Source organism: Ottowia sp. (assembly GCF_047975795.1).
Lineage (GTDB): Bacteria > Pseudomonadota > Gammaproteobacteria > Burkholderiales > Burkholderiaceae_C > Ottowia.
On the sequence record NZ_JBKEEE010000047.1, the window covers coordinates 47,091 to 72,002 of the forward strand.

At 62.1% G+C, this 24,912-nt stretch carries 21 protein-coding genes, 1 tRNA gene and 2 pseudogenes; 9 read left to right on the forward strand and 15 right to left on the reverse strand.

The window, feature by feature from the left end; all coding sequences use genetic code 11:
- Positions 1–9: 9 nt before the first annotated feature.
- From ACK5NW_RS07250 to ACK5NW_RS07260, 3 genes are all read right to left on the reverse strand, one after another.
- Complete coding sequence (locus tag ACK5NW_RS07250) at positions 10–912, reverse strand: U32 family peptidase (RefSeq protein WP_416926807.1); 903 nt, start codon at positions 910–912, stop codon at positions 10–12.
- Between the two features lie 19 nt (positions 913–931).
- Positions 932–1,966: a ubiquinone anaerobic biosynthesis protein UbiU gene (ubiU, locus tag ACK5NW_RS07255; protein ID WP_416926534.1), complete on the reverse strand. Its 1,035-nt coding sequence runs from the start codon at positions 1,964–1,966 to the stop codon at positions 932–934.
- A gap of 131 nt (positions 1,967–2,097) precedes the next feature.
- Entirely contained in the window at positions 2,098–3,306 is a 1,209-nt protein-coding gene (locus ACK5NW_RS07260; protein WP_416926536.1) for an MFS transporter, read from the reverse strand.
- Positions 3,307–3,421: 115 nt separating this feature from the next.
- On the opposite strand from ACK5NW_RS07260, the gene ACK5NW_RS07265 reads away from it, so the two are divergent.
- From ACK5NW_RS07265 to ACK5NW_RS07275, 3 genes are all read left to right on the forward strand, one after another.
- Complete coding sequence (locus ACK5NW_RS07265; RefSeq protein ID WP_416926538.1) at positions 3,422–3,874, forward strand: carboxymuconolactone decarboxylase family protein; 453 nt, start codon at positions 3,422–3,424, stop codon at positions 3,872–3,874.
- The gene (locus tag ACK5NW_RS07270; protein WP_416926540.1) at positions 3,864–4,124 is read left to right on the forward strand and encodes a hypothetical protein; all 261 of its coding nucleotides are present in this window, start codon (positions 3,864–3,866) and stop codon (positions 4,122–4,124) included. The genes ACK5NW_RS07265 and ACK5NW_RS07270 overlap by 11 nt, the downstream gene beginning before the upstream one ends.
- 110 nt (positions 4,125–4,234) lie before the next feature.
- Entirely contained in the window at positions 4,235–5,668 is a 1,434-nt protein-coding gene (locus tag ACK5NW_RS07275) for an aldehyde dehydrogenase family protein (protein ID WP_416926542.1), read from the forward strand.
- A 137-nt stretch (positions 5,669–5,805) separates the two neighbouring features.
- On the opposite strand, the gene ACK5NW_RS07280 is transcribed toward ACK5NW_RS07275, so the two are convergent.
- The 4 genes and pseudogenes from ACK5NW_RS07280 to ACK5NW_RS07295 form a co-directional block, all read right to left on the reverse strand.
- Complete coding sequence (locus ACK5NW_RS07280; RefSeq protein WP_416926544.1) at positions 5,806–6,918, reverse strand: PA0069 family radical SAM protein; 1,113 nt, start codon at positions 6,916–6,918, stop codon at positions 5,806–5,808.
- A gap of 77 nt (positions 6,919–6,995) precedes the next feature.
- Positions 6,996–8,456: pseudogene (locus ACK5NW_RS07285) on the reverse strand (aldehyde dehydrogenase family protein).
- Between the two features lie 231 nt (positions 8,457–8,687).
- Positions 8,688–9,230: a peptide-methionine (S)-S-oxide reductase MsrA gene (gene msrA / locus ACK5NW_RS07290; protein ID WP_416926546.1), complete on the reverse strand. Its 543-nt coding sequence runs from the start codon at positions 9,228–9,230 to the stop codon at positions 8,688–8,690.
- Positions 9,231–9,258: 28 nt separating this feature from the next.
- Positions 9,259–10,155, reverse strand: a complete 897-nt coding sequence (locus ACK5NW_RS07295; RefSeq protein WP_416926548.1) for a LysR family transcriptional regulator — start codon at positions 10,153–10,155, stop codon at positions 9,259–9,261.
- Positions 10,156–10,244: 89 nt separating this feature from the next.
- Between ACK5NW_RS07295 and ACK5NW_RS07300 the strand changes: the two are divergent.
- The 3 genes and pseudogenes from ACK5NW_RS07300 to ACK5NW_RS07310 form a co-directional block, all read left to right on the forward strand.
- Positions 10,245–11,037 (forward strand): annotated as a pseudogene (locus ACK5NW_RS07300) (acyl-CoA dehydrogenase family protein); the annotation flags it as partial.
- A gap of 14 nt (positions 11,038–11,051) precedes the next feature.
- Complete coding sequence (locus ACK5NW_RS07305) at positions 11,052–11,273, forward strand: CoA transferase (protein ID WP_416926550.1); 222 nt, start codon at positions 11,052–11,054, stop codon at positions 11,271–11,273.
- 24 nt (positions 11,274–11,297) lie between these two features.
- The gene (locus tag ACK5NW_RS07310; protein ID WP_416926552.1) at positions 11,298–12,479 is read left to right on the forward strand and encodes an acyl-CoA dehydrogenase; all 1,182 of its coding nucleotides are present in this window, start codon (positions 11,298–11,300) and stop codon (positions 12,477–12,479) included.
- A gap of 190 nt (positions 12,480–12,669) precedes the next feature.
- Here the strand turns inward: ACK5NW_RS07310 and ACK5NW_RS07315 are convergent, their stop codons facing one another.
- From ACK5NW_RS07315 to uvrC, 6 genes are all read right to left on the reverse strand, one after another.
- Positions 12,670–14,613, reverse strand: a complete 1,944-nt coding sequence (locus ACK5NW_RS07315) for a SurA N-terminal domain-containing protein (RefSeq protein WP_416926554.1) — start codon at positions 14,611–14,613, stop codon at positions 12,670–12,672.
- Positions 14,614–14,682: 69 nt separating this feature from the next.
- Positions 14,683–14,758 (reverse strand) — tRNA-Val (locus ACK5NW_RS07320).
- 17 nt (positions 14,759–14,775) lie between these two features.
- Positions 14,776–15,048: an HU family DNA-binding protein gene (locus ACK5NW_RS07325; RefSeq protein ID WP_124862790.1), complete on the reverse strand. Its 273-nt coding sequence runs from the start codon at positions 15,046–15,048 to the stop codon at positions 14,776–14,778.
- Between the two features lie 339 nt (positions 15,049–15,387).
- Positions 15,388–16,302, reverse strand: a complete 915-nt coding sequence (locus tag ACK5NW_RS07330; RefSeq protein WP_416926557.1) for a DMT family transporter — start codon at positions 16,300–16,302, stop codon at positions 15,388–15,390.
- 22 nt (positions 16,303–16,324) lie between these two features.
- Positions 16,325–16,891: a CDP-diacylglycerol--glycerol-3-phosphate 3-phosphatidyltransferase gene (gene pgsA / locus ACK5NW_RS07335; RefSeq protein WP_416926559.1), complete on the reverse strand. Its 567-nt coding sequence runs from the start codon at positions 16,889–16,891 to the stop codon at positions 16,325–16,327.
- Positions 16,892–17,002: 111 nt separating this feature from the next.
- Positions 17,003–18,991 (reverse strand): excinuclease ABC subunit UvrC, encoded by a 1,989-nt coding sequence (uvrC, locus tag ACK5NW_RS07340; protein ID WP_416926561.1) that lies wholly within the window; start codon positions 18,989–18,991, stop codon positions 17,003–17,005.
- Positions 18,992–19,073: 82 nt separating this feature from the next.
- Between uvrC and earP the strand changes: the two genes are divergently transcribed.
- The 3 genes from earP (at position 19,074) to ACK5NW_RS07355 (ending at position 22,014) form a co-directional block, all read left to right on the forward strand.
- On the forward strand, positions 19,074–20,249 hold the full coding sequence (gene earP, locus ACK5NW_RS07345) for an elongation factor P maturation arginine rhamnosyltransferase EarP (RefSeq protein ID WP_416926563.1): 1,176 nt from the start codon (positions 19,074–19,076) through the stop codon (positions 20,247–20,249).
- A gap of 120 nt (positions 20,250–20,369) precedes the next feature.
- A complete protein-coding gene (gene efp / locus ACK5NW_RS07350) occupies positions 20,370–20,924 on the forward strand; it encodes an elongation factor P (protein ID WP_416926565.1) in 555 nt (184 codons plus the stop codon).
- Positions 20,925–21,135: 211 nt separating this feature from the next.
- A complete protein-coding gene (locus ACK5NW_RS07355; RefSeq protein WP_416926567.1) occupies positions 21,136–22,014 on the forward strand; it encodes a TIGR00730 family Rossman fold protein in 879 nt (292 codons plus the stop codon).
- Positions 22,015–22,048: 34 nt separating this feature from the next.
- On the opposite strand, the gene ACK5NW_RS07360 is transcribed toward ACK5NW_RS07355, so the two are convergent.
- Both ACK5NW_RS07360 and ACK5NW_RS07365 read right to left on the reverse strand, forming a co-directional pair.
- On the reverse strand, positions 22,049–22,747 hold the full coding sequence (locus ACK5NW_RS07360) for a Crp/Fnr family transcriptional regulator (RefSeq protein WP_416926569.1): 699 nt from the start codon (positions 22,745–22,747) through the stop codon (positions 22,049–22,051).
- Positions 22,748–22,890: 143 nt separating this feature from the next.
- On the reverse strand, positions 22,891–24,891 hold the full coding sequence (locus ACK5NW_RS07365) for a nitric oxide reductase activation protein NorD (RefSeq protein ID WP_416926571.1): 2,001 nt from the start codon (positions 24,889–24,891) through the stop codon (positions 22,891–22,893).
- Positions 24,892–24,912: the final 21 nt, after the last annotated feature.

Sequence of the window (24,912 nt, forward strand, 5' to 3'; positions counted from 1 at the left end):
AAAAACACATCATCCCGGCACAGGGGCTGCCACCAGATTCAACCCCGGCTGGCCGTGCCAATAACCGTTGCAGGGCGCAGCGGGCATGAGCGTGCGAAGCCGATCCAGCGTCGCCGGGTCAGCCTGTGGCACATGGCGGGCGGTATCGAATGCGGCGATGATTTCAGCCATGTGCCGGGACTGCGGCGACAGCCGCAGCACATCGACATGCAGATCGCGCAGCGCAGGCACATCCTGCACAAGGTTGTAGACCTGCGCGGACTGGGTCTGAATGCCGTTAAGCGCCAAAAATTCGGCCTTGTCCCGGGTTTGCAGCAGTTGCCCGTCAGGATGTTCGATGCAGGCAAAGCCGCAATCGTCCTTGGGCCGGTTGTAGTGGCGCGCGGTAAAGCAGCGAGCCGAAAACGCCAGCGGCAAACGGCCATAGGCAAACACTTCGGTTTCCAGCCCGGCAGGCCGGGCCTGTTGCAGCACAGCCAAATGGCTTTGGCCCATCTCCAGCGGCATCACCCAGCGGCTGGCACCCAGGCTGGCCATCCAGGCCAGCGCATCAGGGTTGAATAAATTGAGCTGCGGGCCAGCCACAAACGGACGCTGACCCGCCAAGTGGTGCACCGCACCCATGTCATTGGCTTCGACCAGAAATTCATCTTGTTGCACGATCTTGTGCATGGCCGCCACGTCAGAGGTCGACTCCAGCAGCACCATGGTGGACAGCACGGGCTGTTTGCCTGCATCGTGCAGCATGTGGGCGATGTCGAGCCAGTCGCTTTGACGCAACTCGTGGCGGCGCGAGCACACCGCCTCGCCCAGATAAACCACGTCCACCGGCGTTTGCGCCATGGCTTGGTAGAACTCAAAAACCGTCTCGCGCGGCCAGTAATACAGCAAGGGGCCCAGCGCGAGTTTGATCGTGGTGTTTGTCATCCCTTTATTTCCAGGGCCGGTGGTAAGCGCCCAGCGTGTGCTGCTGGCCTTCGGCCACCTGATCCAGGCTGGCCATCCAAGTGGTCTTGGGCGCATACAAATGACCCTGTGCCATGCAGTGATCAATGGCCTCGCGCCAGACTTGAGTGACTTGCGCCACGTAAGCCGGACTGCGCTGACGGCCTTCGATCTTGAAGGCGCGCACACCCATCTTGACCAATTGGGGCAGCAACTCCAGCGTGTTGAGGCTGGTGGGTTCTTCCAGCGCGTAGTAATCGTGTGCATCGGCCACGTCAAAGCGGCCCTTGCACAAGGTGGGGTAACCAGCGTGTTCGCCGGGGCCATAGCGGTCGATCAGCACGTTGTTCAGGCGCGCCTGAAGCCCTTGGGGCGTTTCTTGCCAACGCACGAATTTGGCGGGCGAACACACGCCATGCGTATTGGGTGACTCGCCCGTGGCGTAGGACGACAAGGCGCAGCGCCCTTCCACCATCACGCACAGACTGCCAAAACCAAACACCTCAATTTCGACCGGCGTGCGCTGCACCACCTGACGCACCTGCTCCAGCGACAGCACGCGTGGCAAAACCGCACGTTGAATGCCAAATTGCGTGCGGTACAAGTTGATGGCGTCATGATTAGTGGCCGAGCTTTGCACCGACAAGTGCAAACGCAACTGGGGGTGTTGGCGCACGGCGTATTGCATCAGACCAGGATCGGCCAGGATCACTGCGTCTATGCCCCAGTCGGCGGCGCGGTCAAGCGCTGCACGCCAAGGTGCCGGGTTGCTGGCCTGCGGATAGGTATTGAGCGCCAGCAGCACCTTGCGGCTGCGTGCATGGGCGTAGGCAATACCGCGCTGAATCGCCGCTTCGTCAAAGTTCAAGCCAGCAAAGTTGCGCGCATTGGTGGCATCGCGCAGACCCAGATAAACGCAGTCAGCACCCGCGTCCACCGCCGCCTTGAGGGCAGGCAGGCTGCCGGCAGGGCAAACAAGCTCGGGGGCAATGATGGGTGAAGGGCGGGCTGAGTCAGTCATCGAAAACCGGCGTGAAGACGAACCGTTTGGCTGCGCACTTTAGCCAGCGCTGGGCATGGCACGGCTGATCCATGTCAACCGCACGGACTCAATCCTGACTGATCAACTCGGAATTGATCTGGTTCTGGTTGTCATGCGTCTGTCTTGACTTCTGCCCTGTCCGGCTGCCACGCCAGCACCCCTATCGCCAGCAGACCCAGCACGCCGCCCACACCGAACGTCCACGCTGGCCCCTGGTGCTGCCACAGCAAGCCCGCAATGACGCTGGCCAGCAGCATGGCCACGCCGCTGGCCAGGTTGAACAGGCCAAAGGCCGTGCCGCGCAAGTCTCCCGGCGCAGCCTGCGCCACCATGGCCGCCAGCAACCCCTGCGTCAGCGCCATGTGCACGCCCCACAAAGCCACCCCCGCCAACAAAGCACCCCAGTGCGCAGCGCTGGCCAACACCCCATCAGCCGCCACCAGCGCCGCCAGGCCCCACAACAGCAGCCCCCTGTGACTGCTGCGGTCAGCCAGCTTGCCCGCCGGGTAAGCGCCCAGCGCGTAGACCACGTTCATCATCACCAGCACCAGCGGCACCCAGGTGGCCCCCACACCCAGATCGGCCGCACGCAGCACCAAAAAAGCCTCGGAAAATCGTGCCAGCGTGAACACCGCCCCCACCGCCACCACCCACCAGTAAGCACGCGGCAGGCGTTTCAATTGATCGCGCGCAATCGGGTTGCGGCGCGGGGCCTGCTGGTTGCGCACAGGCTCGCGCACCGCCAAGGCCAGCATCGCCACGCCCAGCACCGCCGGAACAATGGCCACGGCAAACACTGCGCGAATGTCGCCCGCCCAAAGCAGCATCAGCCCCACCGCCAGCAACGGCCCCAAAAAAGCCCCCACCGTGTCGAGCGACTGGCGCAGGCCATACGCCTCACCTTGCCGATCGGGCGGTGCCAGATCGGCCACCAATGCATCGCGTGGCGCGCCGCGAATGCCTTTGCCCACGCGATCCAGCAAGCGCGCCGTCACCACCCACAGCGGCCCTGTGGCCAGCGTGAACAAGGGTTTCGACGCCGCCCCCAGCCCATAGCCCAGCAACGCCAGCGGTTTGCGGCGGCCAAACCAGTCGCTGATAACGCCAGAAAATACCTTCAGCACCAGCGCCGTGGCCTCTGCCAGCCCTTCCAGCAGCCCCACCAGCGCCACGCTCATGCCCATCGAGCCGACCATGAACAGCGGCAGCAGCGCATGGATCATCTCGGACGAAATGTCCATCAACAGGCTCACCATGCCCAGCGCCCATATACCGGCGGGCAACCGTGCCGATGGCGTCTTACTTTTCACTGCACGCATCCTTTGGAAAGCAGGCACTGTAAAACACAGCCACCCCACAACCATGATCCGCACATGGGACAAAATCAAATCTTCTTTTTCAATCCAACAGGTTTCAAACCGAAAGGACAAGGCGATGACCACGCGCATCAACCTCGGCAAAGCCGCCCCTCAGTTGTACAAATCCATGGAGCAGATGGAGCAGCAATCCGTGCAACTGGCCCTGGATGCGGGCCTGGACAAAGGTTTTTGTCATGTGCTGAAACTGCGCGCCTCACAAATCAACGGCTGCGCCTTCTGCCTGCGCATGCACACCCGCGACGCGCTGGCCGCAGGCGAAAGTGCAGACCGTTTGTCGGTACTGCCCGGCTGGCGTGAAAGCCGGTATTTCTCCGAACTTGAAGCCGCTGCGCTGGCGCTGATAGAAGCCGTTACCCAGGTGGCCGATGGCCAGGTGCCAGACGCTGTCTACCAGCAAGCTGAGGCCGCGCTGAGCGATGCACAAATCGCCGCCGTGCAATGGCTGGGCGTGGTCATCAACGGCTGGAACCGCATTGCCATTGGCAGCCGCTATCCCGTTGCACCTTGACCACGGGCGTTCATTCAGCCTGAGTCCGTCAACGCCACACGCGCCAGCAGTCGTTCAGTTGCGTGACGGCTCGACACGAACGAACGCCTGCTGCATCTGCTCCAGCATCTGGAAAGCGTTTCAAAACCAGTACTGGCCAGCGCATTACCTGATCGACCACGCGGGCCGCATCCGCTATCGCCATTACGGCGAAGGCGACTACGATCGCACCGAAAAGGCCATCCGCGCCGTGCTGGCGTTGCGCAGTTGATCGTCCAAAGGCACGGCCCGATCATTGGGTTGCAAACACTTTTTGATGACCCTGACGCTGCATGAAAATCAGCACTCAAGAAAAGGCCGACAAGACTGCACAATGCAGCCATGCAACTCAATTTCATCGACAATCAATCCACCACCTCCGCCACTGGCCGCACCCTGCCGGTGATCGACCCATCCGACGGCCAGCCTTACGACGACATCCAGCGCAGCGATGCGCGCGACATCGATAGCGCGGTGCAGGCCGCGCACCGCTGCTTCGATGGGTCATGGCAAAGACTGTCCGCCGCTGAACGTGGCCGCCTGCTGATGGCGCTGTCGCGCAAGGTGGCCGAGCATGCCGATGAACTGGCCGCTATCGAGCAGCGCGACTGCGGCAAGCCCACCAAACAGGCGGTGGCCGATGCCGCTGCGCTGGTGCGTTATTTCGAGTTTTACGCCGGTGCCTGCGACAAGCTGCACGGCCACACCATTCCCTACCAAAGCGGCACCAGCGTGCTGACCTGGCGCGAGCCGCACGGCGTCACCGGCCACATCGTGCCGTGGAACTACCCCATGCAAATCTTTGGCCGCAGCGTGGGCGGCGCGCTGGCGGCGGGCAACTGCTGCGTGGTCAAGCCGTCCGAAGACGCCTGCCTGAGCCTGATCCGCGTAGCTGAATTAGCGGCCGAGGCTGGCTTTCCGCCCGGTGCCATCAATATCGTGACCGGCTACGGGCACGAGGTGGGCGATGCGCTGGCGCGGCATGCGGGCATTGACCACATCAGCTTCACCGGTAGCCCCACAGTGGGCACACTGATCCAGCAGGCGGCGGCCGAGCGCCACTGCCCGGTCACGCTGGAGCTGGGCGGCAAAAGCCCGCAAATCGTGTTTGCCGACGCCGATCTCGACGCGGCCATCCCCGTCATCATCAACGCCATCGTGCAAAACGCGGGGCAGACCTGCTCGGCCGGCTCGCGCCTGCTGGTGGAACAAAGCCTGTATGGCGAATTGATCGGGCGGCTGGCCCAGGCTTTCGAGGCGCTGCGCGTCGGCCCTGCGGCGATGGATCTGGATGTCGGCCCGCTGATCCGCCAGAGTCAGCAAGAGCGCGTGTGGGAATTTTTGAACGACGCCCAGGCCGCAGGCATCGCCACCGTGGCGCAAGGGCGCATCGTCGATGAGGCTCCCGAAAGCGGTTTTTACCAAGTCCCGGTGCTGCTGGCCGACGTGCCCCAAAACCACCGCGTGGCGCAGGACGAGGTGTTCGGGCCGGTGCTGTCGGCCATGTCTTTCAGCGACGAAGACCACGCCGTGGCGCTGGCCAACGCCACCCGCTTCGGCCTGGTGGCGGGCGTGTGGACGCGCGACGGCGCGCGTCAGTTCCGCATGGCACGGCGCGTGCGCAGCGGCCAGGTGTTCATCAACAACTACGGCGCAGGCGGCGGTGTGGAACTGCCGTTTGGCGGCTTCAAATCCTCAGGCTACGGACGCGAAAAAGGTTTTGAGGCGCTGTACGGCTTTACCACGCTGAAGACGGTGGCGGTGCGGCATGGCTGAGTACGCAACGGCTGAATAAGAATGGCGATATCGCTTCGCCACGCGGCCCACGGCTTTACATCGATGCTTTTATATTGATAGCTTCACACGCAATATTCACCTGCACTAAAGCTTGATTTGGCTCATAAACAAGCCCCTCAATCCAGCTCAAACAAGTCTCTTTGCGCACGCAAGGCCGCTGGGTTGAAGCGGCTCAGATCGATGCCACTGCGCTCGCGGTTCAGCCCCAACCGGGCGCAGGTTTTGGCAAAGCGCTGGTGCAGCACATCGGCCCACACGCCCTCGCCGTGCATGCGCTGGCCCCAGCGGCTGTCGTAGTTTTTGCCGCCGCGCATCTCGCGCACACGCGCCATCACCCGCTCGGCGCGATCGGGATAATGCGCCGCCAACCATTGCTGGAACAGCGGGGCCACTTCCCAGGGCAGCCGCAGCACGGTGTAGAAAGCGCTTTGCGCGCCCGCTGCGTGTGCGGCAGTCAGCACCTGCTCCATATCGTCGTTGATGAAGGGAATTTGCGGCGCTACGCTCACGCCCACTGGCACGCCTGCATCGGCCAGCGTGCGAATGGTGCGCAAACGCCGCTGGGGTGCAGCGGCGCGCGGCTCCAGAAGACGGGCCAAGCGCGCATCCAACGTGGTGATGGTGACGTACACCGCCGCCAGCCGCTGCGCCGCCATGGGGGCGATCAAATCCAGATCGCGCTCTACTCCGCTGGATTTGGTGACCACGGCAAACGGGTGCGCAGCGCGCGCCAGCACCTCGATCACCCCGCGCGTTAAATGCAGCGCGCGCTCTATGGGTTGATAAGCGTCGGTGGCCGCGCCCAGATTCAGCATGGAAGGCTGGTAGCGGGGCGCGGCCAGCTCACGCGCCAGCACGGTGGCAATGTTGCGCTTGGCCACCAGCCGTGTTTCAAAATCCAGCCCCGGCGACCAGCCCAGGTAGCTGTGCGTGGGCCGCGCAAAGCAGTAAATGCAGCCGTGCTCGCAGCCGCGATAGGGGTTGACCGTGTGCTTGAACGCAATGTCGGGGGAATCGTTGGCGTTGAGCGCGCTTTGGGCGTCTTCAAACCGAACCTCCGTCAATGGAGGGGCTGGGGCGGCGTGGCCTTCGCCGTTCCAGCCGTCATCGAACACCTCGCGCACGTCAACAGCAAATCGGTGCGCCAGTTGCGACACCGCGCCCCGGCCTTTAAGGCGGCGCAGCGGGGCCAAAGACAACGTTTGCGGGGTCGTTTGATCAGGCGTCATATCTGTATTTTCATACAGTTATGACGCGCCGCAAAGGTCAAGCTATTTAGTGCCTGTGGTTTGATTTGAGCAGGACATCAAATGACCTCGATCACGGCCTTCTTCTCCATGAACTCTTCCAGCCCGTACTTGCCGAACTCGCGGCCATTGCCCGATTGCTTGTAGCCGCCAAATGGCGCGTTGAAATCCAGCCCCAGCCCACCGGTGTTGACGAACACCATGCCCGCGCGAAGCTGGCGCACCAACTTCTGGGCCGCCGCCGGATCGCCCGCAATAAAAGCCCCCAGTCCGTACGGTGTGTCGTTGGCGATGGCCACGGCTTCATCCAGGTCGCGGTAACGAATGACGACCAGCACCGGGCCAAAAATTTCTTCGCGCGCCACCGTCATATCGTTCGTCACGTCGCTCAGCAATGTGGGCTTGACGAAATAGCCGCGCTGCTTGCCCTCCACACGGCCTGGGCCACCGGCAGCCACCGTGGCACCTTCCTTGATGCCGGTTTCAATCAGGCCCTGAATCTTGGCGTATTGAGACTGGTTGACCACCGGACCAATGTGCGCGCCCTCCTTCAGTGGATCGTCCACCGGCGTGTGGGCAAAAATGTCGGCCAGCAGCTTCACAGCCTCATCGTACTGGTCGGTGTGCACCAAAAACCGCGTGGGCGCGATGCAACTCTGACCCGAGTTCAGCAAAACCGCCTGGGCACCGCCCGTCAGCGCCGCTTGCAGCGGCGTGCCGGGCAAGATGACGAAGGGCGATTTACCACCCAGTTCCTGATGCACGCGCTTGACCGTATCGGCCGCATTCTTGGCCACCAAAATACCGGCCCGGGTCGATCCGGTAAAGCTGATCATGTCAATGCCTGGGTGCGTCGACATGGCGTTGCCCACGATCGGGCCATCGCCATACACCACGTTGAACACCCCTGCGGGCACCCCGGCCGCCTCCATGACCTAGGTCAGGATGTTGGCCGAGCCAGGTGTCTGCTCAGAAGGCTTGAAGACGATGGTGTTGCCCGCCGCCAGCGCCGGTGCAATTTTGGCCATGGCCTGATTGATCGGCCAGTTCCAGGGCGTGATCAGGGCCACCACGCCAATCGGCTCGAAATCCACCCGGTTCTGGCCTGTCGATTCGCTGAACTCAAATTTTTCCAGCACCGCCATGGTGGCGTCCAGATGCCCCACGCCAGAGCCTGCCTGTGCGGTGGTCGACATGCTGATCGGCGCGCCCATTTCTTCCGACAGCGAGCGCCCAATCTCTGGCATGCGCTTGAGGTATTCCTCGCGGATGCGCTTGAGCAAGGCCAGCCGCTCGGCCTTGGTGGTAGCTGAAAAGCTCACGAACGCCTGGCGTGCCGCAGCCACGGCCTGATCCACGTCAGCCGCAGTGCCCAGCGTGACCTCGGTGGCGGGCTGCTCGGTGGCCGGATTGAGGACAGTGTGCACCTTGGCCCCCTGGCCGGGTGCCACCCACTGGCCGTTGATGAAATGCTTGTCGATCTTGGTGACGGCGGCGTTGGAAGTGGTGGTCTTCGTCATGTTCAAGTGCCTTTAATGACAGTGATGGAAATGGTTTGGGCTTATGGAGCCAAGCCCAGCCTTGAAAGATAACCGCGCCATTCTTGCCACGAAAAGCCCCTTGTCCAGCAGGCGACTTCTCTTTGGATTTTTGGCGTGGCTTTGGATATTTTGTTCCTCCAAGCACAGTAAAAGCAAACGCCTGTACGCCGCCTGCAAGTCAGCAACTCGCTTGACGGCCAGCCAAAACCCTCACCCAGCTCGCGCCAGTTCACGAAACGTGCGGCGAAACTTGGCCACCTTGGGCGCGGCCACCGCCACGCAATAACCCTGATGCGGGTTGCGTTCAAAGAAGTCCTGATGTTCATCCTCAGCCGCAAAGTAGTGCACCAGCGACACCACCTCAGTAACGATAGGCGCATCAAACAGCTTGTCCTGGTTGGCTTCGCGGATCAACGCCTCGGCCACCTGCTGCTGCGCAGGCATGGTGAAGTAAATGCCGCTGCGGTACTGCGTGCCCACATCGTTGCCCTGACGATTCAGTTGTGTCGGATCGTGCGTGGCGAAGAAAATCTCAAGCAGTTGGCGTGTGCTGACTTGCATCGGGTCGTAGACCAGCTTGACCACCTCGGCGCTGCCGGTGCGGCCGGTGCAAACCTCCTCATAGGTCGGGCGCGTGGCCTGGCCGTTGCTGTAGCCGCTTTCCACGTCCAGCACACCGCGTACCTCCTTGAACACCGCCTCGGTGCACCAGAAGCAGCCGCCGGCCAGCACGATGGTTTCGCTTGAACTCATGGCAAATCAGTCTCCTTGGCCGCCGATGCTAGCCGGCATCCGCCACCGCCTGCACGGCGCGCAGAAATAGCCGCAGCGCCGGCTGGTCTTGCGCCGGGTTCCACAGGCAGCGGGTTTCGTAACGGGTCAGTCCAGCCTCACCGTCAGTCAATGGCACAAAGCGCACCCCAGCCATGCCGGATTGCTGCAGCGCGGCCGGCACCAATGCGACCGCCAAGCCCTGCGACACCACCGACACCACGCTGAGCCAGTGGCGCAGCTCATGCGTCGGCTCGGGGTCAAACCCTGCGGCACTGCAGACGGCCACGATCCTCTCGTGGTAATCCGGTGAAACGGCCCTCGCCACCAGCGCCAGGGGCTCTCCAGCCAGCTCTGCCGGTGCCAGACTGGCGGCACCAGCAAGTGGGTGGTCCTGCGGAACGCAGGCCACGAAAGCCTGGCTTGACACCAGGATCTGGTCCATACCGGCCGGGACTCGGCTGATGTGCACAAAGCCAGCGTCCAGCCGGTCGTGCTGCAGCTCGATCACCTGCTCGCTGGAGTTCATCTCCCGCAGGCTCAGCCGGATGCGCGGATGCGCCGCGCGGAAGTTCCGCAACATGGCCGGCAAACCACGGTAAAGCATGGTGCCGGCAAACCCAACCACCAGTCGCCCCACGTGTCCGTCGGCCGCCGCACGCGCGTCGCTCACTGCCGAGGCCGCACTCATCAACAACGATCGCGCTCGCGGCAGCAGAGCCGCACCGGCAGCGGTCAGCCGCACACCCCGGCTGTTGCGCTGGAACAGCGCAGCGCCAACCTCAGCTTCCAGTTGCTGGATCGCCACTGTCAGCGGCGGCTGGCTGATGGCCAGGCGCTGCGCGGCGCGGCCGAAGTGCAATTCGTCCGCGACGGCCAGAAAGCAACGCAGGTGACGCAGTTCCATATTCTGAATTTTATATTGATGATTATTAAATCAATATTGGACAACTATCGTCAAGCCTCCAAAAATGGCGTTACTCAGGAGACAAAGCCATGACCAAAAACCCGCCCACCATGTCCGTGCTGCCTGCGCTGAATCCGGTGCCCGACCAGCACGGCGCCAACCTCTACACCACCGACCCGGCGCTGCGCGAACTGCTCAGCGTGTACCTGCCGGCCGACCTGCTGGCTCACCTGCCCCCCCCCCCTGCTGGAGCGCCTAGGCGGTCTGGCTGGCGGCCGGCTGGACGATCTGGCGGGCACCGCCGACAAGAACCCGCCCGAGTTGCAACTGCGCCACCGCACCGGCGTGGACGCGCAAAAAGTCCTCAAGCACCCGGCCTTCGTGGAGCTGGAGCGCCACGCCTTTGGTGAATTTGCGCTGGCCGCCATTTCGCACCGCCAGGACGTGCTGGGCTGGCAGTGCCAGATGCCTGCCATCGTCAAGTACGCGCTGACCTATCTGTTCGTGCAGGCTGAGTTTGGCCTGTGCTGTCCGGTGTCGATGACCGATTCGCTCACACGCACCCTGAAGAAATACGGTGCCAGCGAGCTGGTGCAACGTTATCTGCCCGGCTTGACCAGCCTGGACCTGGACACGCTCTCACAAGGTGCCATGTTCATGACCGAACAAGGCGCCGGCTCAGACATCGCGGCCACCGCCACACTGGCGCGCCCCGACCCGGCCTACCCTGAGCGCTGGCTGCTAACCGGCGACAAGTGGTTCTGCTCCAACCCCGACGCGGCGCTGGCCATGGTGCTGGCGCGTGTGGAGGACGATCCGGTCGGCATGAAAGGCGTGTCGCTGTTTTTGCTGCCGCGCGATCTGGACGACGGCAGCCACAACCACTAATCGCGCTGTTGGTCGACCAGGATGGCCCGACCTTGGCCGACGCGCTGATGCAAATCGGCGTACCCGCTGCGCCAGTACTCAGCGTCAGCGATGCGCTAAGGCACCCCCATACGGTGCATCGCCAAATGACGATCAAGATTGGCGACGACTACACTGGCGTGGCGTCGCCAATCAAGCTGAGCCGCACCCCGGCCACCTATCGGCTGACACCACCCATTCATACCAAGTAACGCCCTAAGAAAGAGACGGACCTCATGGCCAAAGCCACCTTCCACTGGGAAGACCCCTTCCTGCTGACCCAGCAACTCACCGAAGACGAGCGCCACGTGCAGGAGGCCGCCCGCGCCTACTGCCAAGAGAAACTGTTACCGCGCGCGCAGATGTCGTTCCGCAACGAGCAGACCGACCCGGCCATCTTCCGCGAGATGGGCGAGCTGGGCCTGCTGGGATCAACCATTCCTGAACAGTACGGCGGCGCGGGACTGAACTACGTCTGCTACGGCCTGGTGGCGCGCGAGGTGGAGCGTGTCGATTCTGGCTACCGCAGCATGATGAGCGTGCAAAGCTCGCTGGTGATGGTGCCGATCAACGAATTCGGCACCGAAGCGCAAAAGCAGAAATACCTGCCCAAGCTGGCCACGGGTGAATGGATCGGCTGCTTCGGCCTGACTGAGCCGAACCACGGCTCTGACCCCGGCAGCATGATCACCCGCGCCCGCAAGGTGGACGGCGGCTACTCGCTCAGCGGTGCCAAGATGTGGATCACCAACAGTCCGATCGCCAACGTGTTCGTGGTCTGGGCCAAGGACGATGGCGGTCAGATCCGTGGCTTCATTCTGGAGAAGGGCTGGAAAGGTCTGAGCACCCCCGCCGTGCACGGCAAAGTGGGGCTGCGCACCAGCGTCACCGGCGAGATCGTCATGGACGAGGTGTTTGTGCCGGAAGAAAACGCCTTCCCTGAGGTGCGTGGCCTCAAAGGCCCCTTCACCTGCCTGAACAGCGCCCGCTACGGCATCGCCTGGGGCGCGTTGGGTGCGGCTGAAGATTGCTACCTGCGCGCACGCCAGTACGTGCTCGACCGCCAGCAGTTCGGCCGCCCGCTGGCCGCCAACCAACTGATGCAGAAAAAGCTGGCCGACATGCTGACCGACATCAGCCTAGGGCTGCAAGGCTGCCTGCGGCTGGGTCGAATGAAGGACGAAGGCACGGCTTCGGTGGAATTGACATCCGTCCTCAAGCGCAACAGTTGCGGCAAGGCGCTGGACATCGCCCGCCAAGCGCGCGACATGATGGGCGGCAACGGCATCAGCGACGAATACGGCGTGGCCCGGCATCTGGTCAACCTGGAAGTGGTCAACACCTACGAAGGCACGCACGACGTGCACGCGCTGATTCTGGGTCGGGCGATCACGGGGATTGCAGCGTTTGCGAACTGAGCGCGAATGCCAAGCAAAATCCGCACAAAAGCGCTGCCCTTACGCCATAAACAAAAACCCAGCAGCCGTTGCTTAGAGCGTGTTCAACGTCTCTGCGCGGGTGTGTGGGCACGGCCTCGGGCGGTTTGCGCCTTGCAGCCCATCCCGATCCGCATCCCACACCCCTCACGCTGAGACTTTGAACACGCTCTTACTGCCCACCGCCCAAGGTCAAGGTGGTCGCCGTTGAAGGTGCAGGCGCAAAAATCTTGACCTTGTAGCGCGCTTTCAACGCTTCGTAGTACTGGAAGGCTTCGGCCATGGTCCACAACTGGTCGTAGCGCTGGCGGCTTTGGGCGACCAATTCAGCGTCGTGTTCGGCTTTGGGCATGACTTTTTCAACCCGCACGACAGCGTAGCCGCCCGCCCCCAGATCAACACCGACAGTAGCGGGAAGTTTGGCCGGATCAGCGCGCAGCACGGCATCCAGCACTTGCTGGGGCTGGTTTTGCATGGCGTCGCGCGACAGCACGATGGCCGCTGGCATCTGGCTGGCGGTATCGGGTTGGTCGGTCAAGGCTTTCAGGCGAGCCTGTCCTTGCTGGCGCGCGGTTTCAGCGCCTTTGTCGGCCACGAAGGCCGCGCGCACGGCATCGCGCACTTCGGCAAAAGGACGGGCATGAGCGGCCGTGTGTTGCAACACGCGGCCAGACACCAGTTGGCTGCCACCCAGATCGACCGCCTCGGTGTTGTGTTTTTTCTCCAGCGCATCGGCACTGAACAGAGCATTTAAAAACTTGGCGTTGGTCAGTGGCGCGGCGGCATCAGGTCCAGGGATGCGGCTGACGTTATGGGCGGTTTGCACTTTCAGCTTGAGGCGTTCGGCTGCGGGCGCAAGCGAATCGGACTGCTCGTACACGCTGTTGGTAAAGGTTTCGGCCAGCTCACCAAACTGACGCTGCGCCTGCTGGGTGCGCAACTGGTCTTCGAGTTGCGCGCGCACTTGCTCAAACGGCGGCACATCGGCGGGCTTGATGCCGGTCAGGCGAACCAGGTGGTAGCCAAAATCAGTTTCCACCACGTCGCTGATGTCGCCTTCCTTGCCCAAGGCAAACGTAACTTTCGACAGGGTGGGGTCAATGCCTTTGCTGCTCTGAAAGTACCCCAGATCACCCCCTTCAGGCGCGCTAACGTCGTCTTGTGACAACTGGCGTGCTACGTCGGCAAAGGTGTCGGGCGCTTTGCGCAGCTCGGCCAGCAGTTCGGTGGCCTTGGCCTTGGCCTGGCTGCGTTCATCCGCCGGGGCGTCTTTGGGTGCATTGATCAGGATGTGGCTGGCACGGCGCTCTTCCGGCTTGCCCATGGCTGGTGCGTTGTTGTCGTAGTAGGTGCGCAACTCTTGTTCATTGATGCTGATGTCTTTTTTAACGCTGTCCAGATCCAGCACCACGTATTCAATGTTCGCCGTCTCAGGGGCCTGATAGCGTGCGAGATGGGCTTGGTAATACGCCTCCAGATCAGCGTCGCTGGGTTGCAGCTTGGCCGCGTATTCTGCGGGCGTGAACGTTTGCACGCGCGCTTCACGGCGTTCCAAAAAGGCATTGGTGGTGACGTCTGCCTGTGCCGGGCTGATGAGTTCAGACACCACCACGCCTTCCAGCACCTGGCGCGACGACATCTCAGCGCGCACCCCGGCTTCAAAGCCTTCGGTGGTCATGCCACGGGCTTGCAGCAGGCTGCGGTATTGCTCTACGTCCAGCGTGCCATCGGCCTGGCGTAAAGCGGCAATGGTCGGGTTGCGCTGCAACTCAGCGGCCAATTGCTGGTCGGTAATGGTCAGGTGCTCGCCTGCGGCGGCGGCCTGCAACACGCGCTCGCGCACCAGGCGCTCCAGCGAAGCGTATTTCATCGTTGGGGTGTCCAGCAAGCTGAGGTCGATGCCGGGGTTGCTGGCCCGCACACTTTCCACGTCCTCGCGGTGCGCTTGATCCCATTCGGTCTGCGATATCTTGACGCCATTGACCTCAGCCACCTTGCCCGCGTTGTCGCTGAAGCTGCTGTAGCCTTCGATCCCGAACAGCGCAAACGAAGGAATGACCAGCAAAAACAACACCCCCATGATGAGTTTGGTGTGGCGGCGGATGAAATCAAACATGAACGCAACTCTTGACGTGTGGACAACAAATGAAAAAGGCGAACCGGGGTTCGCCTTTACTGCAATTGGTGGTGGGTGCTGACGGGGTCGAACCGCCGACCTACGCCTTGTAAGGGCGCCGCTCTACCAACTGAGCTAAGCACCCCACCTGAACTGATTCAATCAGTTCAACGCATCTTTCAGCGCCTTGCCAGGACGGAACTTGGGCACCTTGGCGGCCTTGATTTTAATCGTTGCGCCAGTGCGGGGATTGCGGCCCGAGCGTGCTGCGCGCTTGCCCACGGCAAACGTGCCAAAACCCACCAGCGACACCGTGCCGCCTTTGCGCAGCGTGGTTTTGACGGCACCAATGGTGGCCTCAAGCGCGCGCGTGGCAGCGGCTTTGGAAATGTCAGCGTTCTTGGCGATGTGTTCAATCAGCTCGGTCTTGTTCACGAAGGTGCCCCTCTTTCAGACAGGAAATCAAAAAATTCAGATAAAGCGTTCTTTGAAATTCAGGCCATTCGGCCTGCCTTTCGTTGGTACGCCGCTTTTGAACCAGATATTCGCTTTGAAGGCGGCTTTGGCTGCCATCTGCACTAGTGTCTCTCGTACATACCCGTTCAATGAGCGGTGAATTCTAGCCCCAATTGCACCCCGCTCATCCCGTAACAACCCCAGCAACGCGCTACAGCAACAACAAGTCACAAAGTTGTGGTGCCGATCATGCAACTTACGGCTTAAACGCGCACATATGCACACAAGCGCAGGACATTGAAGCAGGTTTGCGTCATGTCAACGCGCCCGCCCGCCTGAGCGCACCACCAGCGATACGCCAAACGCCGTCAGGGCAATGCCTGCCACGGTGACGACCGTAATCGGCTCATCAAACAGCACCCAGGCCATCACGGCGGTGGTGGGTGGCACCAGATACATCAGGCTGGCCACGCTGGCGGCCGCGCCGCGCTGAATCAGCAAATACAGCAGCGAGCTGCCTCCCAGCGTCAACCCCAGCACCGACCAAACCATGGCCCCGGCAGACTGCGCGTTCCAACGCAGCGTCTCAGTCTCCAGCAGCGCCAGCGGTAGGGTAACCAGCGCCGCGGCCATCAACTGCACAGTGTTGGCGGTGCGCACATCGCACGGCTGAACGTAGCGTTTTTGGTACAGCGTGCCTGCCGTGATCGACACCAGCGCCATCATCGCCCACAACACGTTCGTCCACGTCACATGATCGCCCGGGCTGCCCGCGACCAGCTTGCGCGACACCACCAGTACCAACCCGGTAAAGCCCAGCAGCAAGCCCATCCACTGGCGGCGGCTGACCGACGCCCCGGCCGTCGCCCCCACGGTGGACAGCCACACCGCCGTCAGCACCGGCTGCACCCCGACGATCAGGGCCGACAGGCCCGATCCCATGCCATCTTTGACTGCCGCCCACACCCCACCCAGGTAGCCAGCGTGCATCAACACACCCGTCACACCCAAATGCCACCACTGCTGGCGCGTGGCGGGCCAGCGTACACCGGCAGCGACAATCCACACGCCAAAACAAACAATCGACAGCCCGTAACGCCACAGCAAAAAGGTGAACGGCGGTGCATGTGGCATGCCGTAGCGCGCCACGATAAAGCCCGTGGCCCAGATCAGTACGAACACCGCGGGCATCAGGCGGATCAACAAAGCGGTGGTGTCGCCGCGCGCGTTCATCTGGACAAGAGTGCCTGGTGACTTATTTCACCCGCGCGCGGATTTCAGGCAGCGCTTTTTGCAGGTAATACACCATCGACCACACCGTGAGCACCGCCGCTGCCCATATCAACACGTTACCCCACCAGCGCGTATTGACCGTACCCAACAGCACACCGTCGTACAGCAAAAACGGCATCGCCACCATTTGCACCGTGGTTTTGAGCTTGCCCACCATGTGCACCGCCACACTTTTGCTGGCACCAAGCTGGGCCATCCACTCGCGCAGAGCAGAAATAGCGATCTCGCGTCCGATGATGATCAGCGCCACAAACACATCCGTGCGCTGTAAATGCACCAGCACCAGCAGCGTGGCACAAACCAGAAACTTGTCGGCCACCGGATCCAGAAACGCCCCAAAGGCCGAGGTCTGGTTCAGCTTGCGGGCCAAAAAACCGTCCAGCCAATCGGTCCAGGCAAACACGATGAACATCACCGTGGCCACCAAGTTGGCCGTGTGCGGCGCAATCGGCAGATAGAACACACCCACAATCAGCGGAATCGCGACAATGCGCGTCCAGGTCATGATGGTGGGCAGGGTGAAAAACATGGCAGGGATTGTGTCACGCCCCAAAAAAACACGTTTTTACTACTCTTTTGATAGCCTGTTTTTCTTTTTTTATCAGCGCCAGAGGCCGATTAGGCTTATATGCTTTGACCTTCAGTGCAGCGCGCGGTAAATATCCTCGGCCAATGCGCGCGAGATGCCTTCGACCGTCGTCAGATCGTCCACACTGGCACTTTCGACCCCGCGCACACCGCCAAAGCGCTGCAACAGTTTGGCGCGTTTTTTGGGGCCGACGCCGGGGATTTCCTCAATGCGACTGCCGCCCACACGCACCTTGGCGCGCTGCGCGCGCATGCCGGTGATGGCAAAGCGGTGCGCCTCGTCACGAATCTGCGCCACCAGCATCAGCGCGGCTGAATCTTTGCCCAGATAGACCTTTTCGCGCCCGTCAGCAAACACCAGCTCTTCCAGCCCGACCTTGCGGCCTTCGCCTTTTTCTACGCCGACGATCAGCGACAAGTCCAGTCCCAGCTGCTCGAACACTTCACGCGCCATGCTCACCTGGCCCTTGCCACCGTCGACCAGCACCAGATCAGGCATGCGCGCGGCGCGGGTTTGCAGTTCGCTGCCGCCTTGCTCGCGCAGCGCCTCGGCAATCTTGCCGTAGCGGCGCTGAAGCACCTGGCGCATGGCGGCGTAGTCGTCGCCGCCGATGATGCCGTCGATGTTGTACCGGCGGTAGTCGCTGCTGACCATGCGGTGGCCCTGAAACACGACGCAGCTGGCCTGCGTGGCCTCACCCGCGGTGTGGCTGATGTCAAAGCACTCGATGCGCAAGTCGTCCAGATGCTCATGGGGCAAATCCAGCGCCTCGGCCAATGCGCGGGTGCGCGCCTGCTGCGAGCCTTCTTCCGACAACAGACGCGCCAGTTGCAGCGCCGCGTTTTGCTGCGCCATCTGTAACCACACGCGGCGCTGTCCGCGCGGGGCGTGGGTCGCCTGAATTTTGGTGTCTTCCTTGTCGTTCAGGGCTTGCAGCAAAGCCCGCGACACCGGCTCGCTGGTGATCAGTTGACCCGGCGTCGGACAGCTCAGGTAATGCTGGGCAATGAAGGCGTCCAGCACCTGCGCCTCCACCGTGGTCAGCTCGGCCTCACCTTTTTCTTGCGCCAGCGCGCGCGCTTCTTCGACGTGGGCGGGAAAGTAAGCCCGATCACCCAGGTGCCGCCCGCCACGCACCATGGCCAAATTGACGCAGGCGCGTCCGCCCTGCACCTTCACGGCCAGCACGTCGGCATCAGCGTCACCGCCCACCTCCACCGCCTGCTGGTGCAGCACGCGCGACAGCGCGCCGATCTGGTTGCGGATATCGGCCGCTTGCTCGAATTCCAGCGCATCAGCATGCGCCATCATGCGGCGCTCCATCTGTTGCAGCAGCTCTTGCGTTTCACCGCGCAAGAATTGCTCCGCGTGCGCCACGTCGGCGGCGTAATCCTGGGCACTGATATGGCGCACACAGGGCGCGGTGCAGCGCTTGATCTGGTACAGCAAACAGGGCCGGGTGCGGTTGGCAAACACCGTGTCTTCGCAAGTGCGCAACCGAAACACCTTTTGCATGAGCTGGATGGTTTCTTTCACCGCCCAGGCTCCGGGGTAAGGCCCGAAGTAGCGGTGCCGCTTATCTGTGGCACCCCGGTAATAGGCCATGCGGGCATACGCTGCGGGCTGCGGCGGGCCATCACCATCATCGGCCACCAGCTTGCCGCTGCCAGTCAGCTTGAGGTAGGGATAGCTCTTGTCGTCCCTGAACAGGATGTTGTATTTGGGTGCCAGCTGCTTGATCAGGTTGTTTTCCAGAATCAGCGCCTCGGCCTCTGAGCGCACCACCGTGGTTTCCATGCGCGCGATCTTGCTCACCATGTGGCCAATGCGCGTGCCCCCGTGCTGGCGGCTGAAGTAGCTGGACACGCGCTTTTTAAGATGGCGCGCCTTGCCGACGTACAGCACTTGATCGCTGGCATCGAAATAGCGGTACACCCCGGGCAGGCCGGGCAGCGCCGCCACCTGGGCCAGCAGCTCGGGCGTGTGGCCCGGCGCGGCATCTGGCGCAGAATCGGATGAGCTTGCCGCTGTATCGTTCATGAGTGCCAAGTGTACGAACGGCGGGCCGCACCTGAAATTTTGGCCTGACATTTATCAGGCACAAATTAGGCACAATGGCTGTATGGCACACCATCACCCGCGCTTGCTTTGGGACGTGTTCTGCCGCGTGGTGGACAACCTGGGCGACGCGGGCGTGTGCTGGCGGCTGGCGCGCCAGTTGGCAGCGCACGGCCATCAGGTGCGTTTGTGGATTGATGACCCTACCCCACTGGCCTGGATGGCGCTGGGTGCGCTGCAAGGGCGCGTGGCGGGCATCACCGTCATCCCCTGGACTCAGCCGCTGGACGCTGCGCTGCTGGCCCGCCTGCCCCCAGCCGACGTGTGGATCGAGGCATTTGGCTGCGAAATTGCACCTGAATTCATAGCTGCTCACGCAGACTTTACAAGCGCCAAAAATCAATTTGAAACACCGATTTCGCCAGTCTGGATCAACCTGGAATACCTCAGCGCTGAAAGCTACGTCGAGCGCATGCACGGCCTGCCTTCGCCCGTGCTGCACGGCCCGGCGGCGGGGCGTACCAAATGGTTTTTCTACCCCGGCTTCACCCCCCGCACCGGTGGGCTGCTGCGCGGACGCCACGCGCTGCCCGAAACCACGGGCTTTGACCGCCACACCTGGTTTCAGACCCACGGCCTGCACTGGCATGGTGAGCGCGCCGTGTCAATGTTTTGTTACGACCCACCTGCACTGGCCCACCTGCTGACCCGCTGGCAACTTGCACCCACACTCACACGCCTGCTGGTGGCCGCTGGCGGCAGCGCCGACGCCGTGCAACGCGCCCTGCCCCCCACCGAAGCTCCCGCATCCACCCAGCGCCAGCTTGGTGCGTTAACTGTCGACTTCCTGTCTTATCTGCCCCAGCCTGAGTTCGACCAGATGATGGCCGCCTGCGACCTGAACTTCGTGCGCGGCGAAGATTCGCTGGTGCGCGCGCTGTGGGCCGGTGCGCCGCTGGTGTGGCACATCTACCCGCAGCACGACAACGCGCACCACGCCAAACTGCAAGCCTTTTTAGACTGGCTGGATGCGCCACCGTCTCTGCGCCAGTTTCACCGCGTGTGGAACGGCATTGACCGCAGCCCGCTGCCCAAAATCGACCTGCCTGCCTGGCGCAGTTGCGTGCTGCGCGCACGCCAACGCTTGCTCGCGCAGCCCGATCTGTGCACCCAGCTGATCAAATTTGTGAGCGAAAAACGTTATAATTCAAGGCTTTGCGAGCCACGCCCCGCGTCTTGAGCGGCTTGGCGTGCAGCCGTTCCAACAAAGGCTGTCGCAAACTTTGCCGCCGCGCACAGCAAGTGCTTTTTTGCCAGTGCTGGAGCGGCCCGCTCACCTCACCATCACTGGAACACTCTCATGAAAATCGCCCAGGAAATCCGCGCTGGCAACGTCATCATGCACGGCAAAGACCCCATGATCGTTCTGAAAACCGAATACGCCCGCGGCGGCCGCGGTGCCGCCACTGTGCGCATGAAACTCAAGTCTCTACTGGGCAACATGGGCACCGAGGTCGTTTTCAAGGCCGACGACAAAATGGAGCAAATCATCCTTGACCACAAGGAATGCACCTACTCCTACTTTGCCGACCCGATGTACGTGTTCATGGACGGCGAGTACAACCAGTACGAGGTCGAGGCCGAAAACATGGGCGACGCCCTGAACTACCTGGAAGACGGCATGGCCGTCGAAGTGGTGTTCTACGACGGCAAGGCCATCTCGGTCGAGCTGCCCACCAGCGTAGAGCGCGTCATCACCTGGACCGAGCCGGCCGTCAAGGGCGACACATCAGGCAAGGTGCTCAAGCCCGCCAAGATCGCCACCGGATTTGAAGTGGCGGTGCCGCTGTTCGTGGCCCAGGACGACAAGATCGAGATCGACACCCGTACGGGCGAATATAGAAAGCGGGTGTAATCTCGCGTCCCCCTGATCGGCTCATGCCGCTTTTCCTGCGCTCTGTCTTCAGGCGATGGGCGATGCCGGGTTCGGTAAAAACCCGAGCACGATATCTTTAACGCGACTTGTTCCATAGTCACTTGAAATTAAAAGCCCCAATTTTTTGGGGCTTTTTGCCTTTTTGCGCAAGCCCATAAAGCACAAACAGCTAGCATTATAATAGCAACCCATGGAATCAACCGACGATCTCAAAACCACCCAACAGTCCCCTCTTGCCGATGCATGGGCCGAGTTACAGGCCCATGCCGACCGTGGCGAGCCATTGGCCGCTGACGCCTACCGCCTGGCGTTTGCCGACCCCGAGTTTTTGCTGCGGCGCGAAACACGCGGCATTCGCTTTCAACTGGAGATGCTCAAACCCGAACTGGACTTGCAAACCGCTGGCGTAGAAGGCACCGTGGTGGTGTACGGCAGCGCGCGCTTTCCCTCACCCGAGCAGGCGGCTGAGCGCTTGACCGCCGCGCGCGCCAGTGGTGACGCGCAGGCGATCACGCTGGCAGAGCGTGCGGTATACAACGCCCGCTACTACGAGGCGGCGCGCGAGTTTGGTCACATCGTTGCCACCTACAGCCAGCGTCTGCCGCAAGCTGAAAAGATTTACATCTGCACCGGTGGCGGCCCGGGCGTGATGGAAGCGGCCAACCGTGGCGCACACGATGTGGGTATGCCCACCATTGGACTGAACATTGCGCTGCCGCACGAGCAGTCGGCCAACCCGTATGTCACGCCCACACTGTGTTTCAAGTTCCACTATTTCGCGCTACGCAAAATGCACTTCATGATGCGTGCCAAGGCGCTGGTGGCCTTTCCGGGCGGCTTTGGCACGCTGGACGAGTTGTTTGAAGTGCTGACGCTGGTGCAAACGCGCAAGGCCAGGCCAGTGCCGGTGGTGTTGTATGGCAGCGATTACTGGAAGCGCCTGATCAACTGGGAGGTGCTGGTGGAAGAAGGCGCGATTTCGCCCGAAGACTTGAAGCTGTTCACCGTGGTGGACGATCCGGCCCAGGCCTGGGCACAGATCCGGCACTTCTACGATCTGAAGTCCTGAAACGGTGGCCAGGTTGCTGGCACTTAAAAAAACATCAGCGCGGATGGTAATTGGCCAGGCTGGCCGTATCGGGCACGTGGATGTCGCGCTTGTCCACATGAATCAGGCCCGCAGTTTCCAGCTCGTTGAGCACGCGCGAGAAATATTCCGGTGTGAGCGACAGGCGTGAAGCGATCGACGCCTTACTGACCGGCAGGTTGACGGTGATGGATTCCGAAGCCACTTCGCCTTCGTTCATGCGGTCGCCCAGCAGGTAACCAATCACTCGCTGCACGCCACTGTGCAGCGCGTAGGCTTCCACGTCCTTGATCAAGCCATGCAGGCGGCGCGACAGCCCAGCGAGCATGCGCAGGGCAAAGTCGGGGCTGGTGGTGATTTCGTGCAGCACGGCTTTTTTGGTCAGCGTCAGCAACAGTGATTCGGACAGGGTTTGGGCCGATACCACATAAGGGGCGTCCATGAACATCACCGCCTCGGCAAAGCTGTGGCCGGGGCCGCACAGCTCAATCACCTTTTCCATGCCCGTGGGCGAGATCACGAACAGCTTGACCTGGCCCAGCACCACCACGTGAAATTCTTCGCACGGCTGACCCACATGGAACACCAGCTTGCCACGCTCCAGCCGTTGCAACGTGCTGCCCTCGGCCAGCTTGACCAGCTCTTGCGGCTGCATTTGCGAAAACAGGGGCAGCGAGGCCAGAAAACGGGGAATGTCGAAACGGTCCAGATCCATGAATGTGCAGAAATTTAATGTAGCGACCAACCCGTCTGGGTCAGCCCTTATTTTGTCGATATGCAGCCAAGCATCAAACGATTTTTTGATATCTAAAGTTTACACAATATCAAATTCATGCTTGTGCCTCTTCCGCTTTAAGGTCATCGCGCATTCGCCGTCAGCCGCACGTAAACCTGCGTGAGCGCGCGCGCCAGTTGCTCAGGGTGGTGCACCAGCGCATAGCCTTGCGCACCAAACAGGCGCGCCAGATAGGCGTGAGCCTGCTCGTCGATGGTGACGCAAAACGGTACCAGCCCGGCCTGGCGCGCGGCCAGCACGGCGTGGCGGGTGTCTTCCAGGCCGTAGCGGCCCTCGTACTGGTCAAGGTCGTTGGGTTTGCCGTCTGACAGGATGAGCAGCAGTTTTTGCCGCTCGGGCCGCTCGGCCAGACGCTGAGTACCAAAGCGTATAGCCGCGCCCATGCGGGTGTAAAAGCCTGGCTTGATGGCAGCCACACGCTCACGCGCTGCATCATTCCACGGTTCGCCAAAGCGTTTGAGTTCATGCACGCGCAGCAGGCGGCGCACCGATGAAAAGCCCAGCATCTCGAACGGATCGCCCACGGCTTGCAGCGCCTGGCCAAACACGTACAGGCTGTCACGCACCAGATCGATCACGCGCGCTTGCGAAGTGGCGTAAGCGTCGGTAGACAGCGACAAATCCGCCAGCATGACGGTGGACAGGCTGCGCTCAGAGCGCATGCGGCTGGAAAACACGGCGGGCGATTCCACATGCGTGTGCGTGTGGTCGCTGCGGTCGACCTGAAAACGCACCCAGGCGTCCAGGTTCAACTCTTCGCCTTGCGTCAAGCCGTGTTGCCAGCGCGGCGCGGCGCGCAGCGCCTCGAAGCGGCGGCGCACCTGGCGCGAAGTGCCTTTGAGCCGCTGCTGCATCTCGGCGGCGGGGCTGGTGGGCAAAGCAGCATCCGCCGAGGCTTCCGCCAAAGTCGCTGCCTCAGGCCGCGTGCGCAGGCGCTGGGCGATGCAGCGATCGGGCAGCAGCGCAGCGCGTTTGAAGTCCCACTCAGGCAGCGGCTCGCCCTCGCCCACCGGCAACTCGTCGGCGCTGGCGCTGGGTAAATCCAGATCGAACTTGACGCGGGCGGCCAGTGTTTGGTCATCGCGGGCGATGGCCAGTTGCTCCAGGTCGTCGGCCACATCGCTGGCGTCATCCAAGTCGTCGTCATCGGCCGTGCGGTTGACGCGCACGAACTCACTCCAGCTCAAAATGGATTCGGCACGAAAGTACAGCACCAGACCGCTTTTGTTGCTGCTGTCTTTGGTGTGCTCGGCACGGCGGCGCTTGTGGTCTTGCTGCACGCGCTGGTCAGTGGGTTTTTCTGAGCGTTTTTGGTCGTTAACGCTAGAGTTGCTTGCGCCAGTATCTGTTAAATCTGAAGTATCCGGGCGATAAGCATGCAGCCACACCCACACGGGGGCCACGGTTTCGGGCTGAAAGGCGGCGCTGGGTGCATGGTCTGCTGCTGCATGGGCAGGAGCAGCGGCAGCACCTTGATCCAGCGTGTCGTGCAAGGCGCGCTGCACCGCGCGCTCGGTGTCAGCGGCTGCACCGCGCAGGTGGGCAGGATCGGGGCGCTGCGCCAGATGCGCTTGGGCCAGCCGCTGGTAACGCCTGCGCAGGCCAGGAAAACGCTCCAGCGCCAGCGCGGTGGCACTCAGGTTGCGGCCGATCCAGTCGGTCGCTGAAGATGCCTGTGAAAGTGGGGGCGAAAGCTCGTACAAAGGTTCGTGCGCAGGCCCATGCGCGGCGCTCAGGGCTGCCAGCCACAGGTACAAATCGCGGTTGAGCTGGCGATCATCAAACACGGCCAACACGGGTGGCAGCGCCAGCGCCTCGCCATCCAGCGCGCTGACGACGGCGCGTTCGCCCTGTCCTGCGATGCGCTCCAGCCAGGTGCGCGGCCCGCCTACTTTTTGCGCGCTGGCCGGCGCCACGCGCACCAGCGCATCGCCGCCACCGGCGCGGAACAACATCTCGATGGCGCGCTGCACCTGATCCAGCGACACCGCCGCCTGCGGGTAAGTGCGGTCAGCCGCCCGGGTGATGAAGCGGTGCCAGCGCTGACCGACCCATTCTTCCATCTCAACCTGCCGAGGTAGTGA

Coding starts and splice junctions, on each gene's coding strand:
- ACK5NW_RS07275 (WP_416926542.1), top strand. CDS start 4,235: ATGCAACTCAATTTCATCGACAATCAATCCACCACCTCCGCCACTGGC.
- ACK5NW_RS07330 (WP_416926557.1), bottom strand. CDS start 16,302: ATGAACGCGCGCGGCGACACCACCGCTTTGTTGATCCGCCTGATGCCC.
- msrA (WP_416926546.1), bottom strand. CDS start 9,230: ATGAGTTCAAGCGAAACCATCGTGCTGGCCGGCGGCTGCTTCTGGTGC.
- earP (WP_416926563.1), top strand. CDS start 19,074: ATGGCACACCATCACCCGCGCTTGCTTTGGGACGTGTTCTGCCGCGTG.
- uvrC (WP_416926561.1), bottom strand. CDS start 18,991: ATGAACGATACAGCGGCAAGCTCATCCGATTCTGCGCCAGATGCCGCG.
- pgsA (WP_416926559.1), bottom strand. CDS start 16,891: ATGTTTTTCACCCTGCCCACCATCATGACCTGGACGCGCATTGTCGCG.
- ACK5NW_RS07265 (WP_416926538.1), top strand. CDS start 3,422: ATGACCACGCGCATCAACCTCGGCAAAGCCGCCCCTCAGTTGTACAAA.
- ACK5NW_RS07295 (WP_416926548.1), bottom strand. CDS start 10,155: ATGGAACTGCGTCACCTGCGTTGCTTTCTGGCCGTCGCGGACGAATTG.
- ubiU (WP_416926534.1), bottom strand. CDS start 1,966: ATGACTGACTCAGCCCGCCCTTCACCCATCATTGCCCCCGAGCTTGTT.
- ACK5NW_RS07260 (WP_416926536.1), bottom strand. CDS start 3,306: ATGCGTGCAGTGAAAAGTAAGACGCCATCGGCACGGTTGCCCGCCGGT.
- ACK5NW_RS07355 (WP_416926567.1), top strand. CDS start 21,136: ATGGAATCAACCGACGATCTCAAAACCACCCAACAGTCCCCTCTTGCC.
- efp (WP_416926565.1), top strand. CDS start 20,370: ATGAAAATCGCCCAGGAAATCCGCGCTGGCAACGTCATCATGCACGGC.
- ACK5NW_RS07365 (WP_416926571.1), bottom strand. CDS start 24,891: ATGGAAGAATGGGTCGGTCAGCGCTGGCACCGCTTCATCACCCGGGCG.
- ACK5NW_RS07280 (WP_416926544.1), bottom strand. CDS start 6,918: ATGACGCCTGATCAAACGACCCCGCAAACGTTGTCTTTGGCCCCGCTG.
- ACK5NW_RS07310 (WP_416926552.1), top strand. CDS start 11,298: ATGGCCAAAGCCACCTTCCACTGGGAAGACCCCTTCCTGCTGACCCAG.
- ACK5NW_RS07360 (WP_416926569.1), bottom strand. CDS start 22,747: ATGGATCTGGACCGTTTCGACATTCCCCGTTTTCTGGCCTCGCTGCCC.
- ACK5NW_RS07315 (WP_416926554.1), bottom strand. CDS start 14,613: ATGTTTGATTTCATCCGCCGCCACACCAAACTCATCATGGGGGTGTTG.